Raw genomic sequence first — 15,591 nt, 5'->3', positions numbered from 1 at the left:
GCGGCGACCGCCAGCCGGCTAGACTGTGTTCAGCCACCAGGCGACGCCCGCCCCCCTTCCCCACAGGAGCCCTCCGATGACCATCCAGACCGGCGACCGCGTCCCCGAAGTCGTGCTCAAGCGCATCCGCGAAGGCGTGGAAAGCGTGGACACGCCCACCCTGTTCGAAGGCCGCAAGGTCGTGCTGTTCGCCGTGCCGGGTGCGTTCACCCCGACCTGTTCGGAGAAGCACCTGCCCGGCTTCATCGCCCGCTTCGAGGACTTCCGCAGCCGCGGCATCGAGGTGATCTGCATGGCGGTCAACGACCCGTTCGTGATGCAGGCCTGGGGCAAGTCGCTGGAAGCACCGGACGGCCTTCAGCTGGTCTCCGACGGCAACGCCGACCTGACCAGGGCCCTGGGCCTGGAAATGGATGCCAGCGGCTACGGCATGGGCATCCGCGCGCGGCGCTTCGCCCTGTACGCCGAGGACGGCATCGTGCGCCAGCTGTTCGTCGAGGCGCCGGGCGAGTTCAAGGTGTCCTCGGCCGACCATGTGATCGCGCATCTCAATTGAGCACGTCTCGACTGAACCGGCCTCCACCGAACCGGCGCGCGCACCCTATTCCGGGAACGCGCGCTCCAGCCATGCCGGCACCGGCAGTGCCTTGTCGCGCAGGAACGCCGGATTGAACAGCTTGGCCTGGTAGCGGGTGGCCGCATCGGCCAGCACGGTGACGACGGTGTGGCCGGGGCCCAGCTGCCGCGCCAGCCGCACCGCGCCGGCCACGTTGACGCCGCTCGAGCCGCCGGCGTTGATGCCTTCCTCGTGGATCAGCGCATGGACCCACGGCACCGATTCGGTATCGGGGATCGACCAGGCCAGGTCGATCGGCGCGCCGTCGAAATTGGCGGTGATGCGACTGGAGCCGATGCCTTCGCTGATCGAGCCGCCTTCGCTCTTCAACTCGCCGGTGTTGATGTAGCTGGCCAGCGCCGAGCCGGCCGGATCGGCGAGCGCGACCACCACGCCTGGATTGCGCGACTTGAGTGCGTGGCCAACGCCGGCCAGGGTGCCGCCGGTACCGGTGGCGCAGACGAAGCCGTCGATGCGCCCGCCGGCCTGCTCCCAGATCTCCACGCCGGTGGTGGCCTGGTGGAAATCGCGGTTGGCGGTGTTGTCGAACTGGTCGGCGAACCAGGCGCTGCCCGGATCGGCCCCGTTCATCGCCTCGGCCAGCCGCCGCGCCTGGTGCGCGTAATGGTCGGGATTGGCATAGGGCACGGCCGGCACCAGCCGCACCTGCGCCCCGGTGACGCGCAACGCGTCGATCTTCTCGCGGCTCTGGGTCTGCGGCATGGTGATGATGGTGCGGTAGCCGCGGCTGGCGCCGAGCAGGGCCAGGCCGATGCCGGTGTTGCCCGCGGTGCCTTCCACGATCGTCCCGCCGCTGCGCAGCAGGCCGCGGCGCTCGGCGTCCAGCAGCAGGCCCAGCGCGGTGCGGTCCTTGATCGAGCCACCGGGATTGAGCGATTCGACCTTGGCCAGGATTTCGCAGCCGGTCAGTTCCGAGGCCTGGCGCAGGCGCAGCAGGGGCGTGTGGCCGATGGCGGCGGCCAGGTCCTCGGCGATGGCCGGGCGTGGGTTCATCGCGGTGGGGCTCGGTGGGTCGCGGGGAGCGCCAGCATAGCCGGCGCCGGGCACAGGCCTGGCTTGCGGCCTGAGGATAGACCGTCAGGGGCTTGCGATGGCCGTGCCCTGCACGACCGGCCGTGCGCCTCCGTCCATGTCCGCCACCCGGAACCTCACCTGCGCCCAGGCGCCACTGTCGGCCAGTGCGGTCAGCACATGCTCGCCGCGGCCGGCCAGGGCGTAGTCATGCTCGAATCCGCGCGCACCTTCGGTCCTTGCGATCGCGCGGCCATCGAGCAGCCACTGCACCGGCATGGACGTACCCAGCGCGCGGACCCGCAGGCGCAATCCGCGCGACGCACCGGGGGGTTGCGCCAGCGTAGCCCGGTCGACGATGCCCTCGATGCGCAGCGTCTCCGCGGTGCCGCGTCCGTCATCGACGCAGTCGCGCGCCAAAGGCGGCAGGCGCGCGGCGTTGCGCACCTCGGCGGGCAGCCACGGCGACAGCAGCGCCGGCCAGCGCGCGAGCTCGCGTGTTTCGACCGGATGCGGCCGGGTGCATTCGGCCGACACGCGCAGGCCGGTGGTCGCGTCGACCTGGAAGCGCTCGCGCCCCGCATTCCACAGGCGCGCATCGCGCTCGGGAAAGGTGGGTGGCACCACTCCCTCCAGCCGCCAGGCCTGCAGGCGTCGCTGGCACAGCGACGCGGGGGTGTCCGCGCTGGCACGACCCAAGGGCCAGCACACTTCGACCGCATCCACCGACGATGGTCGCGGCACGGCATCGGCATCGCCGGGCAGGCGCGGCAGGCTGTCCACCGTCTCCAGCAGCAGCGGAAGCGCGGTGAGCGCACCGTACTGCCCCGGCAAGGGCGTGCCATCGGGTCGGCCGACCCAGACACCGACCGTGTAACGACGCGTACCGCCGACCGCCCAGGCGTCGCGGAAGCCGTAGCTGGTGCCGGTCTTCCAGGCCACCGGTGGCCGCGACCCGGTATCGAAGGCCACGTTGCCCTGGCCCGGCCGCGGGCTGGACTGGAGGATGTCGCGCACGATCCAGGCCGCACCGGGCGACAGCAGGCGGCGCTCGACCAGTGGCTGCTGCGCCGTGTAGCGCACCTGCGCGGCGACGCCCTCGCGCTGGAACGCGGCGAACGCACCGACCAGGTCCTCCAGGCGCACGCCGGTGCCGCCGAGGATCAGCGCCAGGTTCGGGCGCGCCCCGCGCGGAAACCGCAGCGCGATGCCGGCATGGTCCAGCCGCGCGGCGAAGCGCGCCGCGCCGATCCGGTCGAGCAGGTCCACCGCGGGCACGTTCAACGAGAGTCGCAACGCGGACGCCGCGCCGACCGGGCCATTGAAGGCCTCGCCGAAATTTCCCGGCCGGTAGCCGCCGAAATCCTGCGGTGCGTCCACCAGCAGGCTTTCCGAGTGGATCAGTCCATCGTCCAGGGCCATGCCGTACAGGAACGGCTTGAGCGTGGAGCCCGGCGAGCGCCACGCACGGACCATGTCCACATGGCCGAGGCGTTCGCGATCGCCGAACACCACCGAACCGATATACGCGCGCGCCTGCATGTCCGTGTTGTCCACCACCAGCAGCGCCGCCGAGGTCCGTGGCGGCAACGTGGCGAAATAGGCCGACACCCGCTCCTCCAGCGCGCGCTGCAGGTCGGCGTCGATCGTGGTGGCGATGCGTGCCTGCGCCGGCGCGGCCTGGCGCAATCGCTGCGCCAGCAAGGCGGCATGCACCGGCACCTGTAGCGACCGTGCGACCACCGGCTCGATGCGTGCGTCGTCGACTTCCTCCGGTGTCCACACGCCGAGTGCCTGCATCCGCTCCAGCACCTTGTCGCGCGCCGCGCGCGCGGCCTCCGGATTCCGGTCCGGACGCAGCCGGCTGGGTGCCTGCGGCAGCACTGCGAGCAAAGCCGCCTCGGCATGCGACAGGCGCGCGGCCGGCTTGCCCAGGTAGGCCCAGCTGGCGGCCTCGACCCCTTCGATGGTGCCGCCGAACGGTGCGCGTTCCAGGTACAGCTGCAGGATCTGCGGCTTGGAGAGCCGCGCCTCCAGTTGCAGCGCGCGCGCCATCTGCCGGAGCTTGCCCGTGGCGCTGCGGGTCGGATGGCCTTCGAGGATGCGCGCGACCTGCATGGTCAGCGTTGAACCGCCGGAAACGATGCCGCCACTGCGCAGCCACTGGCCGGCCGCACGCACCAGCGCGGGTGGATTGATTCCAGGGTGGTATTCGAACCAGCGGTCCTCGTAGCCCAGCAGTGCCTGCACGTAGAGCGGCGAAACGGTCCCGGGCGTGGCGGGATAGCGCCATACGCCCTCACTGTCGGCAAACGCACGCAATGGGGTGCCATCGGCGGCCGTGACCACGCCGGCCACGCCCTCGTCCGCCTGGGGCAGCGGCGGCGGGAAGGTCAGGTCGAGCACGAGCACGGCCAACAACACGGCGATCGTGGTCCAGCGCAGCCACGGCCACGCGCGGCTCGGCGCCTTGCGCGCTCTCTGCGACCTTGCCGTCCCTTCCGCCACCCGTGTCCTCGTTCGGCAACTGCCATCGGTCCATTTGAAGCGATTGCGCGTCCGGACAAAAGCGCCACGTACCCGGACAGTCAGTCGAAAGCATCCATTCCACGACGCCCTTCTGACGCGGTCGGAGCAGGAGCCTCGGCTTCGGCGGGGGCCGCCGGGCCATGCGGGTATGGCTTACCGCTCGGGCGGACATCCCTGTCCGCACTCGCGGCCGTGGCACATCCATGTGCCACTTGCGCCATACCCGCATGGCCCGACGTCCTCCGGCGACGGTGGGGTCGTGGCTTCGATCGCACGGCTGCACGGGAAACCTCTACCGCAAACCAGACGGGTCCCGGTCGCCGAACGAAGCCATGTCGTCAAAGCATCCCGAAGCCGTGGCGGGCCAGGGGTATCGCGGCAGCGGACATGGATGTCCGCGTCGGCACGTCGGCACAAGGACGTGCCGTCGTGCCGACCGCGATACCCCTGGCCTGCCACGGCTCAGACCGGAGCCGATCACTCCACCTGCAGGGCATTCTGCGGTTGCGGTTGCGGTTGCGGTTGCGGTTGCGGCTCCGCTTGCGCCCTCGCCAACCAGCAGCAAGCGCATAAAAAGAAACGGGGCCTTTCGGCCCCGTTTCCAATCCCATCCATTCGCCGCGCCTCAGCGCAGGCCGGTCTCGCTGCGGGCGATGACCAGGCGCTGGATTTCCGAGGTGCCTTCGTAGATCTCGGTGATCTTGGCGTCGCGGAAGTAACGCTCCAGCGGCATCTCCTTGGAGTAGCCCATGCCGCCGTGGATCTGCACGGCCTGGTGGGTGATCCACATCGCCGCTTCCGACGCGGTGAGCTTGGCGATGGCCGCCTCGGCCGAGAACGGCTTGCCCTGGCCCTTCAGCCACGCCGCGCGCAGGGTGAGCAGCAGCGAAGCGTCGAGCTTGCACTTCATGTCGGCGATCTTGGCCTGGGTCATCTGGAAGGTGCCGATCGCCGCGCCGAACGCCTTGCGCTCCTTCACGTATTCCAGGGTCTTCTCGTAGGCCGCACGCGCGATGCCGATGGCCTGCGAAGCGATGCCGATGCGCCCGGAATCCAGCACGCCCATCGCGATCTTGAAGCCTTCGCCTTCCTTGCCCAGCAGGTCTTGGGCCTGCGCCACGTAATCCTGGAACTCGATCTCGCAGGTAGCCGAGGCGCGGATGCCCAGCTTCGGCTCGGTCTTGCCGCGGTGGAAACCCGGACGCGTCGTATCGACGACGAAGGCGCTGATGCCACGCGCGCCCTTGTCCGGTTCGGTCACCGCGAACAGCACGATGTAGCGGGCAACGGGGCCGGAGGTGATCCAGCTCTTCTTGCCATTGACGACGAAAGTGCCGTCGGCCTGCTTCACCGCGCGGCAGCGCATGGCGGTCGCATCGGAACCGGACTGCGGCTCGGTCAGGGCGAAGGCGCCGATCTCGCGGCCCTCGGCAATCGCGCGCACGTACGCCTGCTTCTGCTCCTCGCTGCCATGCTTGAGGATGCCCGCGCTGAACAGCGAATTGTTGACCGACATGATCGTGGAGTGGGCGGCGTCGCCGGCGGCGATCTCGATCATCGCCAGCACGTAGCTGACCGGGTCCATGCCCGCGCCGCCGTACTCGGCCGGCGTCTCGATGCCCATCAGCCCGTTCTCGCCAAGCAGGCGGATGTTGTCCAGCGGGAACTCGCCATTGCGGTCGAAGTGTTCGGCGCTCGGCGCGATCACGTCCTGCGCGATGCGGCGCGCGACGTCCTGCAGCATCAGTTGTTCTTCGGTGAAGCTGAAATCCACGGCTGACCCCTCCGGTCATGGGCAATGGCCAATTGTAACTGTTGCAACCACATTGCCATTCGCAGGCGTATGCAGCTTGACCGGTCCAGCCCCGCGCCGCCACAATATCTCTATATCGCGATAGGAAGATATTTATGGATCTGGAGGACTGGTCGACCCGGTTGAAGGTCTTCGCCGACGCCACCCGCGTGCGCCTGCTGGCGCTGCTGGAGCTTGAAGAGCTGACCGTGGCCGAATTGTCCTCGATCACGCGGCTGGCGCAACCGCGTGTCTCCACCCACCTGGCCAAGCTCAAGGAAGCCGGCCTGGTCCGCGACCGCCGCTCCGGTGTCTCGGCCTATTACCGCTATGACGAAGCCGCGCTGGACCCGGCGCAGCGCGCCCTGTGGCAGGCCCTGAGCACCGGCAGCGACGATCCCTTGCTGCGCCAGGACGCCGAGCGCCTGCCCTCCGTGCTTGCCGCCCGCGCCGCCGACCAGAACTGGGCCGACAGCGTGGCCGGCGACATGGAACGCCACTACTCGCCCGGACGCACCTGGGAGGCCCTGGCGCGCAGCGCCCTGCCCTTGCTTGAAACCGGCGACGTGCTCGACATCGCCTCCGGCGATGGTGTGCTCGCCGAACTGCTGGCGCCGCACTCGAACCGCTACGTGTGCATCGACACCAGCGCGCGGGTGGTCGCCGCGGCCAGCGAACGCCTGCGCCGGCTGGAGAACGTGGAGGTGCGCGAGGCCGACATGCACGCGCTTCCGTTCAAGGAAGGCAGCTTCGACCTGGTGGTGCTGATGCACGCGCTCACCTACTCGGCCAAACCGGCCCAAGCCGTGGCCGAGGGCGCACGCGTGCTGCGCAAGGGTGGGCGCCTGCTGCTGAGCAGCCTGGCACGCCACGAACACAAGGCCGTCGTGGACACCTACGGCCACGTCAATCTCGGCTTCGCCGCCAAGGAACTGCGCAAGTTCGCCGAGAAGGCCGGGCTGGAAGTGACCAGCCTGGAGACGGTGACCCGCGAGCGCCGCCCCCCCCATTTCGAAGTGATCTCGCTGATCGCGCAGAAGCCCTGAGTACGACATGAGCCGACCCCTGCCCTGGCTGCACCCCCACCGCGTTGCCCTGCTCGAGCAGGCCCTGCGCGAGCGGATCCTGGTCATCGATGGCGCGATGGGCACGATGATCCAGCGCCACGACCTGCAGGAGGCCGATTACCGCGGCGCGCGCTTCGCCGAGGGCTACGACCACGCGCAGCATCCCGACCACGAGGGCCATGGCCCGCATTGCGGCCACGATCTCAAGGGCAACAATGACCTGCTCCTGCTGAGCCGGCCGGAAATCATCGCCGGCATCCATCGCGCCTACCTGGACGCCGGTGCCGACCTGCTCGAAACCAACACCTTCAACGCCACCTCGGTCAGCCAGGCCGACTACCACCTCGAGCACCTGGTGTACGAGCTCAACAAGGCCGGCGCGCAGGTCGCGCGCGAACAGTGCGATGCGATCGAAGCAGCCACCCCGCAGCAACCCCGGTTCGTCATCGGCGTGCTCGGCCCGACCAGCCGCACGGCCTCGATCAGCCCGGACGTGAACGATCCGGGCTTCCGCAACACCAGTTTCGACGAGCTCCGCGCGACCTACCGCGAGGCCGTCGAAGGCCTGATCGACGGCGGCAGCGACACGATCATGGTCGAGACCATCTTCGACACGCTCAACGCCAAGGCCGCGCTGTACGCGATCGAGGAAGTGTTCGACGCGCGCGGCGCGCGGCTGCCGGTGATGATCTCCGGCACCATCACCGATGCGTCCGGGCGCACCCTGTCCGGACAGACCGCCGAAGCCTTCCATGCCTCGCTGGCCCATGCGCGACCGCTGTCGATCGGCCTGAACTGCGCGCTCGGCGCCAAGGACCTGCGACCGCACGTGGAATCGCTGTCCGACGTGTCGCCGTACTACGTCAGTGCCCACCCCAACGCCGGCCTGCCCAACGCGTTCGGTGGCTACGACGAAACACCGGAAGAGATGGCGGAGGTCCTGCGCGAATTCGCCCAGGCCGGCCTGCTCAACCTCGTCGGCGGCTGCTGCGGCACCTCGCCCGAGCACATCCGCGCGATCGCCGAGGCCGTGCGCGGCCTGGCGCCGCGCCGCCCGGCCGGCGCCAGCGCGCTGGCGGCCTGATCCCACACGCCCGAACCGAAACCCGAAGCCCACCGATGTCCATGCCCTCCCCCCGACATACCCGCCTTTCCGGCCTGGAACCGCTGGTCATCACCCCGGAGTTGCTGTTCGTCAACGTCGGCGAGCGGACCAACGTCACCGGCAGCGCGCAGTTCCGCAAACTGGTCAAGGAAGATCGCTACGCCGAAGCGGTGGAAGTGGCCCGCCAGCAGGTCGACAGCGGTGCGCAGATCCTCGACGTGAACATGGACGAGGGGCTGATCGACTCCGAGAAGGCGATGGTCCGCTTCCTCAACCTGATCGCCTCCGAGCCGGACATCGCCCGCATCCCGGTGATGGTCGACTCCTCCAAGTGGGAGGTGATCGAGGCGGGGCTCAAATGCCTGCAGGGCAAGGGCGTGGTCAACTCGATCTCGCTCAAGGAAGGCGAGGAACAGTTCGTCGAACATGCGCGCAAGGTGCTGCGCTACGGCGCGGCCGCCGTGGTCATGGCCTTCGACGAACAGGGCCAGGCCGACACCTGCGCACGCAAGGTCGAGATCTGCACCCGCGCCTACCGGATCCTGGTCGACGAGGTCGGATTCCCGCCGGAAGACATCATCTTCGACCCGAACATCTTCGCGATCGCCACCGGCATCGAGGAACACGACAACTACGCGGTGGACTTCATCGAGGCCACCCGGATCATCCGGCAGACCCTGCCGCACTGCCACGTGTCCGGCGGCGTGTCGAACGTGAGCTTCTCGTTCCGCGGCAACGAACCGGTGCGCGCGGCGATCCATTCGGTGTTCCTGTACCACGCCATCGCCGCCGGCATGGACATGGGCATCGTCAACGCGGGCGCGCTGCCGGTGTACGACGACCTGGATCCGGAGCTGCGCGAGCGGGTCGAGGACGTCGTCCTCAACCGCCGCAGCGATGGCACCGAACGGCTGCTGGAGATCGCCGAGCAGTACAAGGGCAAGAAGGGCGAGAAGAAGGTCGAGGACCTGGTCTGGCGGCAGAAGCCGGTGCGCGAGCGGCTGGCGCACGCGCTGGTCAACGGCATCGACGCCTTCGTCGAGGAAGACACCGAGGAGGCGCGGCAGCAGTCGAGCCGGCCGCTGGACGTGATCGAAGGCCCGCTGATGGATGGCATGAACGTGGTCGGCGACCTGTTCGGCGCCGGCAAGATGTTCCTGCCGCAGGTGGTCAAGTCGGCCCGGGTCATGAAGAAGGCGGTGGCCTACCTGCTGCCCTGGATCGAGGCGGAGAAGCTGCGCACCGGCGACGCCGGCAAGTCCAACGGCAAGATCGTGATGGCCACGGTCAAGGGCGACGTGCACGACATCGGCAAGAACATCGTCGGCGTTGTCCTGGCCTGCAACAACTTCGAGGTCGTCGACCTGGGCGTGATGGTGCCCGCGCAGAAGATCCTGGAGGTCGCGCAGGCCGAGAACGCCGACATCATCGGCCTTTCCGGGTTGATCACGCCGTCGCTGGAGGAGATGAGCCACGTCGCCCGCGAGCTGCAGCGGCAGGGCTTCACCACGCCGCTGATGATCGGCGGCGCGACGACGTCGCGCGCGCACACCGCGCTGAAGATCGACCCGCACTACAAGGCCCCCACGGTCTGGGTGAAGGATGCCTCGCGCGCGGTCGGCGTGGCCCAGTCGCTGATCAGCACCGAGCTGCGCACGAAATTTGTCGCCGCCAACGATGCCGACTACGCCGAGATCCGTACCCGCCACCGCAATCGCGGCGACGCCAAGCGTCTGGTATCGCTGCAGAAGGCGCGCGGCCAGCGTTTCGACGGCGGCTGGGACGCCTACGTGCCGCCGGCACCCAACCGGACCGGCGTGCATGCCTTCGAGGACTGGCCTTTGCAGGACCTGTTGCCGGTCATCGACTGGACGCCGTTCTTCCAGGCCTGGGAACTGGCCGGCAAGTACCCGGCGATCCTCGAGGACGAAGTGGTCGGCAAGCAGGCCAGCGAGCTGTACCGCGACGCCCTGGCGATGCTGGACAGGATCGTCACCGAAAAGTGGCTGACCGCCCGGGCCGTGTTCGGCCTGTGGCCGGCCCAGGGCGTGGGCGACGATGTCGTCGTGCGCCACGACGGCGGCGAGACCACCCTGCACTTCCTGCGCCAGCAGGTCGACAAGCCGGTCGAGCGGCCGGACTTCTGCCTGGCGGACTTCATCGCGCCGCGGGACAGCGGCGTGCAGGACTGGATCGGCGCCTTCGCGGTCACCGCCGGCATCGGCATCGAGCCGCACGTGGCCCGCTTCGAAGCCGACCACGACGACTACAACGCGATCCTGCTCAAGGCCCTGGCGGACCGGCTGGCCGAGGCGCTGGCCGAGCGCCTGCACCAGCGCGTGCGGCAGGAATTCTGGGGCTACGCGACGGACGAGGCGCTCGACAACGAAGCGCTGATCTCCGAGAAGTACCGCGGCATCCGCCCGGCGCCCGGCTACCCGGCGTGCCCGGAACACAGCGAGAAGGCGACCCTCTTCGGATTGCTCGGTGCCACGGCCAAGACAGGCATGACCCTGACCGAAAGCTTCGCGATGCTGCCGACCGCGGCCGTCTCGGGCTACTACTTCAGCCATCCGCAGAGCCAGTACTTCGTGGTCGGCCGGCTGGGCAAGGAGCAGGTGGCCGACTACGCACGGCGCAAGGGCGTGGAGCTGGCCCAGGCCGAGCGTTGGCTGGCTTCGAACCTGGACTATGACCCCGAGTAGCGCCATGCCCGTGGTGCGTTGCGCCCGCAGCCATGCGGTTCCAGGCGAGGACGCCGCGCGATGAAGGTCCTGGTCACCGGTAGCGCCGGACGCGTCGGCCGAGCGATCTACGTGGCGCTCGCCGCGGCCGGGCACGAGGTGGCCGGCATCGACATCACGCCGTCGTCGACCAGCGGATTGGTGGGCGACTTCGCCGATCCGGCGCTGCTCGGCCGTGCGCTCGCCGGCACCGACGCGATCGTGCATACCGCCGCGCTGCACGCGCCGCACGTGCCGCACGCATCCGAAGCGACCTTCCGGCGCATCAACGTGGAGGGCACGCGCCGCCTGCTCGATGCCGCGACCGCCGCGGGAGTGCGTCGCATCGTGTTCACCAGCACCACCGCGCTGTACGGCAGCGCCGCCACGCCGCCGGGGCGCGCAGGCTGGGTCGACGAGACGCTGGAACCGCAGCCGCAGACCGTCTACCACCACACCAAGCTGGAAGCGGAACGGCTGCTGGCTCAGGCAGCGGCGCAAGGTGGCCCGGTCCTGCGCGTCCTGCGCATGTCGCGCTGCTTCCCCGAGCCGGTCCAGGTCATGGCCGCGTTCCGCCTGCACCGCGGCATCGACGCACGCGACGTGGCCGCCGCGCACCTGGCCGCGCTGGCCCACCAGGGCCCGGCCAGCGCCTGCTTCGTGGTCTCCGGCGCGCCCCCGTTCGGACGCGGCGACGCCGGCGCGCTGCTCGCCGATGCGCCGGCGGTACTCGCCCGGCGCGCGCCGGACCTGCTCGCGGCGCTGGCACGGCGTGGCTGGTCGCCGCCGGCCACGATCGACCGGGTCTACGATCCGGGCCATGCGATCTCGACCCTTGGCTGGCGGCCCCGGTTCGGCTTCGAGGAAGTCCTGGCCCAGCACGATGCCGGCGTGGCCGAGGTCCTTCCCTGGCGGGACGCGGACCCGGTCGCGCGCGACTGACCCTTGACCTGCCAGTCCGGTGCGCTGCGGACGCGGCCGCCGGCTCCCCTACAATAGGCGCCTCTCCTTTTCCCGGAACCTGCGCATGCAGCCCGATACCGTCCGTGCCGTCATCACCGGGGGCGTATCCGGCCTCGGTTTCGCCGTGGCCCAGCGCCTGGTCGCCGATGGCGGCAAGGTCGCCCTGCTCGATGTCAACGACGACAAGGGCGCCGACGCGGTCGCCACGCTCGGCCCCGGCAACGCCCGCTATTTCCGCACCGACGTCACCGACGAGTCCGGCGTGGCCGCCACGCTCGATGCCGCGCGCGATTTCCTCGGTGGCCTCAACGCCGCGGTGAACTGCGCCGGCATCCTCGGCTCGGGCCGCGTGCTCGGCAAGGAAGGTCCTCTGCCGCTGGATGGCTTCGCGCGCACGGTCATGGTCAACCTGGTCGGCAGCTTCAACGTGGCCAAGGCCGCCGCGGCGCTGATCCAGCACAACGAACCAGGCGAGGACGGCGAGCGCGGCGTGATCGTCAACACCGCGTCGGTGGCCGCCTATGAGGGCCAGATCGGCCAGGCCGCCTATTCGGCGTCCAAGGGCGGCGTGGTCGGCATGACCCTGCCGATGGCGCGCGAGTTGGCGCGCTTCGGCATCCGGGTGATGACCGTGGCCCCGGGCGTGTTCTGGACGCCGATGGTCGACGGCATGCCCCAGGCCGTGCAGGACTCGCTGGCCGCGACCATCCCGTTCCCCTCGCGGCTGGGCCGGCCGGAGGAGTTCGCCGACACCGTCGCCTTCATCCTGCGCACGCGCTACCTCAACGGCGAAACCATCCGCCTGGACGGCGCCACCCGGCTCGCGCCGAAATAGGCGCGCGTTCCGCCCGCCGGCAACATCCCGCTCCGCGCACGCGCGGCTCCGCATCCCAATGAAGAACCATCCATGAAAGCCAACGAGATCAAGAAGGGCAACGTCGTCGAGTACAACAACGGCGTCTACCAGGTCCGCGACATCGAGCGCAGCTCGCCGCAGGGCCGCGGCGGCAACGTCCGCTTCCGCTTCATCATGTACAGCGTGCCCGGCGGCGCCAAGCTCGACGCCAGCTTCGATTCCGACGACAACCTGGTCGAAGTCGAGCTGCTGCGCCGGCAGGCAACGTTCTCGTACAAGGACGGCGACGCGTTCGTGTTCATGGACGACGAGGACTACACCCCGTACACCCTGGATCCGGACGTGATCGGCGAGGCTGCCGGTTACATCACCGACGGCCTGGCCGGGATCTACGTGCAGGTCATCGACGAGCAGCCGGTGGCGATCCAGATGCCGCAGCACGTGACCCTGGAAGTGGTCGAGACCCCGCCGGAACTCAAGGGCGGCACCGCGACCAAGCGCCCGAAGCCGGCCAAGCTCAGCACCGGCATCGAGATCATGGTCCCGGAGTACATCACCAACGGCGAGCGGATCCTGGTCAACACCACGACCGGCGAATTCGGCGGCCGCGCGGACTGACGCGAGCTACCGGGAGCGGGCCCGCCACGCTCCCGGGCCGGAACGGATAAGCAGTGCGTGGGGACGGCCCTACGATCCGGCGGCGAGCGCGCGCAACCGCTCGCCGATCAGCACCACGTTGTCGCCCGTGTCCTCCAGCACTTCACGCTGCGCCGGCGGCAACAGCTGCCGGACGGCCGCCTCGAGCGCCTCGACCTGCTCCACGCGCGAGGCCGCATCGGCGCGGATGCGTCCGCCCAGGACTTCCCGCTCATCGGCTTGCGGCAACCCGTAGCCCGGCACGCCCTGCAGCCACGACGCAGGCCTGCTGAAGGCACTCCCCAGGCGCAGAAACTCCCGCAATGGCGCGGCGATATCGCCTGCGGCATCCACCGATCGCGCATCGCCCAGCCAGCGGCGCTTGAGCTCGTCGCGCGCCAGCGCTTCCTGCTGGCGCAGGGCCGCCGATTCCAGCACCAGCAGCGCCGCGGCGCTCTTCAGCCCCGCCCGGCGCAATGCCGGCGCGCGCGCCTGCGGCGGCAGTGCCAACCAGTCGCCCGCGTCGACCGCCTGCAAGCCGAGCTCGTCGCGCGCGACCGCATACATCGCCTGGTAGTGCGCACTGGCGGGTTCGAAGTAGTAACCCAGGCGGACCTGGCCGGCGGCGTCGGTCGGGATGCCTGCCTCGGCGGTGACGCCCGCTTCGCGCAGGCGCGCCAGCAGGCCGTTTGGGCGGATGCTCGACAGAGGCAGCGCCGCCAGGCGCGGCAGCGCGTCGTGCAGCAGCTTCCAGGTTTCCACCGCGCAGTTGTTGCTGACGAAGTAGTAGTGGCCGTCGTAATTCCAGTGCAGCTGCGCGGCGCGCCCGGCGAGCGCACCGATCTCCTGCCGCGACAGCGCCAGCGGCACCGAACGCAATCCGCGCAGCTCCACCCGCGTGTATTCGTCGATGACCTGGCCCAGCGGCAATGCGAACAGCCGCGAGGGATAGGAACCGGTCAATCCGCGCCAGCTGGATATCTGCACGTCGCCGACGAACGCGCGGAACGAGAGCACCAGGTGGTGCTGCAGGTCCAGGCGGCAGTCCGGTCCGCGGGGGCGGCCGGGCGCGCAGACCACCAGCCGCAGCATGCTGTGGCCCCAGCGGCTCATCGGCCGTTCGTTGGCGTCTGCCAGCAGGTAGTCGACCTCGAAGATCCGCCCCGGATCGAGCAGGCGTTGCGGATCAGCCGAGCGCAGGTCGTCGCCGACGAACAGCAGCCCATCGGCGCACGACGCCGTCGACGACGGTTGCGTGCCGAAGTGCGCGTCGAAATGCGCGGCCAGCGCAGGCCGCCGGCATGCGTAATCCGGATCGAGCAGGTAGTGCTCGAGATTGACCGCCACGTACTCCTTCGGCGACGTGGCTTCGTACGGATCAGGTGTTCGGTCGCGGAAGTCGTTGCGCGCCCGCCTTCCCGGCATCACCGCCGCGACCTGCCAGCCGGCCAGGTCGAGCAGGCGCGGATCGCGCGAAAGACCACCCGCGGGCGTCCGGTCGTACAGGTGGGCCAGTTCGTGCAGCAGTGCGGCCAGGGCGGCACGCGTGGCCGGATCGTCGTTGCCCGTATCGGGCCTGTGCGCCATCCACGCGGCCAGGAGGCGACGATCCAGCGCGATCGACCAGTGCCTGGCGCGACCATGCACGCCATCGGGCAGGTCGTCGCGCCAGGTGAAGGCGATCGGCCGATCCAGCGCCATCGACCACGAAGGCGGCAACATCCGCAGCCCCTGCCCGAGCAGTTGCAGCGTGGCCGCGCGCTCGGCCGGCGGTATCTCGTCGGCGATCGTGAATGCCTGCGCGTTCGCCGTTGCATGGCCGCCCCCCAGCCACAGGAGGGCGGCGGCGAACGCGAGGAAGATGCGGTTCATGGGGGCAGCAGCAGCCGCGCGGATCCGTGCGCCCCGCGGATTACTCGCGGGCGAGGATCGCGCGCGCCAGCTCCAGGTCGCTGGCCTGGCGGGCGGAAGCATCGCGCTCGCGCATGACCCGCAGCGCCGCTTCCAGGCGTGCGCTGCGCACCTGGCCTTCGCTGGCCACGAAACCGGCCGCGTCCTCGCGCGCTTCGCGCACCAGCTTGTCGTCGCCGCCGGAGCTGCTGTTGGAGGATGCCGAGCTGCCGGCGGAAGACGCACCGGCCGAGCTGCCGGCCGACGTGCCGGCGAAGCTGCCCGCCAGGGCAACCGGGGCGAGCGCGCACAGCAGGACCAGCGAAGCGGGAATGGCGAAGGATTTCATCGGGAATCGGTCGTGGAGGCCGCTCTGCGGCGA

The 15,591-nt window shown here is 69.7% G+C and carries 12 protein-coding genes; 7 read left to right on the top strand and 5 right to left on the bottom strand.

Annotated elements, in window-relative coordinates; all coding sequences use genetic code 11:
* Positions 1-76: 76 nt before the first annotated feature.
* The gene (locus CSC65_RS03930; RefSeq protein WP_162408681.1) at positions 77-556 is read left to right on the top strand and encodes a peroxiredoxin; all 480 of its coding nucleotides are present in this window, start codon (positions 77-79) and stop codon (positions 554-556) included.
* Between the two features lie 45 nt (positions 557-601).
* On the opposite strand, the gene CSC65_RS03925 is transcribed toward CSC65_RS03930, so the two are convergent.
* The 3 genes from CSC65_RS03925 to CSC65_RS03915 all read right to left on the bottom strand — a co-directional run bounded on the left by CSC65_RS03925 (position 602) and on the right by CSC65_RS03915 (position 5,951).
* The gene (locus CSC65_RS03925; protein ID WP_162408680.1) at positions 602-1,630 is read right to left on the bottom strand and encodes a cysteine synthase A; all 1,029 of its coding nucleotides are present in this window, start codon (positions 1,628-1,630) and stop codon (positions 602-604) included.
* An 84-nt stretch (positions 1,631-1,714) separates the two neighbouring features.
* Positions 1,715-4,156, bottom strand: coding sequence for a penicillin-binding protein 1C (gene pbpC, locus CSC65_RS03920; RefSeq protein WP_162408679.1), 2,442 nt, complete (start codon positions 4,154-4,156; stop codon positions 1,715-1,717).
* Positions 4,157-4,802: 646 nt separating this feature from the next.
* Positions 4,803-5,951, bottom strand: coding sequence for an acyl-CoA dehydrogenase family protein (locus CSC65_RS03915; protein ID WP_162408678.1), 1,149 nt, complete (start codon positions 5,949-5,951; stop codon positions 4,803-4,805).
* A gap of 134 nt (positions 5,952-6,085) precedes the next feature.
* Here CSC65_RS03915 and CSC65_RS03910 point away from each other — a divergent pair, with 134 nt between their 5' ends.
* The 6 genes from CSC65_RS03910 (at position 6,086) to yeiP (ending at position 13,301) form a co-directional block, all read left to right on the top strand.
* Complete coding sequence (locus CSC65_RS03910; RefSeq protein ID WP_162408677.1) at positions 6,086-7,015, top strand: ArsR/SmtB family transcription factor; 930 nt, start codon at positions 6,086-6,088, stop codon at positions 7,013-7,015.
* 7 nt (positions 7,016-7,022) lie between these two features.
* Positions 7,023-8,120, top strand: a complete 1,098-nt coding sequence (locus CSC65_RS03905) for a homocysteine S-methyltransferase family protein (RefSeq protein WP_162408676.1) — start codon at positions 7,023-7,025, stop codon at positions 8,118-8,120.
* Between the two features lie 41 nt (positions 8,121-8,161).
* Positions 8,162-10,846 (top strand): methionine synthase, encoded by a 2,685-nt coding sequence (metH, locus tag CSC65_RS03900; protein WP_162408675.1) that lies wholly within the window; start codon positions 8,162-8,164, stop codon positions 10,844-10,846.
* A 60-nt stretch (positions 10,847-10,906) separates the two neighbouring features.
* Positions 10,907-11,806 carry an NAD-dependent epimerase/dehydratase family protein gene (locus CSC65_RS03895; RefSeq protein WP_162408674.1) on the top strand — a complete coding sequence of 300 codons (900 nt, stop codon included), beginning with the start codon at positions 10,907-10,909 and terminating at the stop codon, positions 11,804-11,806.
* A gap of 85 nt (positions 11,807-11,891) precedes the next feature.
* A complete protein-coding gene (locus CSC65_RS03890) occupies positions 11,892-12,662 on the top strand; it encodes an SDR family oxidoreductase (protein WP_162408673.1) in 771 nt (256 codons plus the stop codon).
* Positions 12,663-12,734: 72 nt separating this feature from the next.
* Positions 12,735-13,301, top strand: a complete 567-nt coding sequence (gene yeiP, locus CSC65_RS03885; RefSeq protein ID WP_162408672.1) for an elongation factor P-like protein YeiP — start codon at positions 12,735-12,737, stop codon at positions 13,299-13,301.
* 69 nt (positions 13,302-13,370) lie between these two features.
* On the opposite strand, the gene CSC65_RS03880 is transcribed toward yeiP, so the two are convergent.
* Both CSC65_RS03880 and CSC65_RS03875 read right to left on the bottom strand, forming a co-directional pair.
* Complete coding sequence (locus CSC65_RS03880; RefSeq protein ID WP_162408671.1) at positions 13,371-15,191, bottom strand: DUF7844 domain-containing protein; 1,821 nt, start codon at positions 15,189-15,191, stop codon at positions 13,371-13,373.
* Positions 15,192-15,231: 40 nt separating this feature from the next.
* A complete protein-coding gene (locus CSC65_RS03875; protein ID WP_162408670.1) occupies positions 15,232-15,558 on the bottom strand; it encodes a DUF2388 domain-containing protein in 327 nt (108 codons plus the stop codon).
* Positions 15,559-15,591: the final 33 nt, after the last annotated feature.

Source organism: Pseudoxanthomonas daejeonensis (assembly GCF_010093205.1).
Lineage (GTDB): Bacteria > Pseudomonadota > Gammaproteobacteria > Xanthomonadales > Xanthomonadaceae > Pseudoxanthomonas > Pseudoxanthomonas daejeonensis.
This window is presented reverse-complemented; position numbering and strand designations above follow the sequence as displayed.

Bases quoted from the DNA above. Each gene is read 5' to 3' on its own strand.
- CSC65_RS03930 (WP_162408681.1), top strand. From the start codon at position 77: ATGACCATCCAGACCGGCGACCGCGTCCCCGAAGTCGTGCTCAAGCGC.
- CSC65_RS03925 (WP_162408680.1), bottom strand. From the start codon at position 1,630: ATGAACCCACGCCCGGCCATCGCCGAGGACCTGGCCGCCGCCATCGGC.
- CSC65_RS03910 (WP_162408677.1), top strand. From the start codon at position 6,086: ATGGATCTGGAGGACTGGTCGACCCGGTTGAAGGTCTTCGCCGACGCC.
- CSC65_RS03905 (WP_162408676.1), top strand. From the start codon at position 7,023: ATGAGCCGACCCCTGCCCTGGCTGCACCCCCACCGCGTTGCCCTGCTC.
- metH (WP_162408675.1), top strand. From the start codon at position 8,162: ATGCCCTCCCCCCGACATACCCGCCTTTCCGGCCTGGAACCGCTGGTC.
- CSC65_RS03895 (WP_162408674.1), top strand. From the start codon at position 10,907: ATGAAGGTCCTGGTCACCGGTAGCGCCGGACGCGTCGGCCGAGCGATC.
- CSC65_RS03890 (WP_162408673.1), top strand. From the start codon at position 11,892: ATGCAGCCCGATACCGTCCGTGCCGTCATCACCGGGGGCGTATCCGGC.
- yeiP (WP_162408672.1), top strand. From the start codon at position 12,735: ATGAAAGCCAACGAGATCAAGAAGGGCAACGTCGTCGAGTACAACAAC.
- CSC65_RS03880 (WP_162408671.1), bottom strand. From the start codon at position 15,191: ATGAACCGCATCTTCCTCGCGTTCGCCGCCGCCCTCCTGTGGCTGGGG.
- CSC65_RS03875 (WP_162408670.1), bottom strand. From the start codon at position 15,558: ATGAAATCCTTCGCCATTCCCGCTTCGCTGGTCCTGCTGTGCGCGCTC.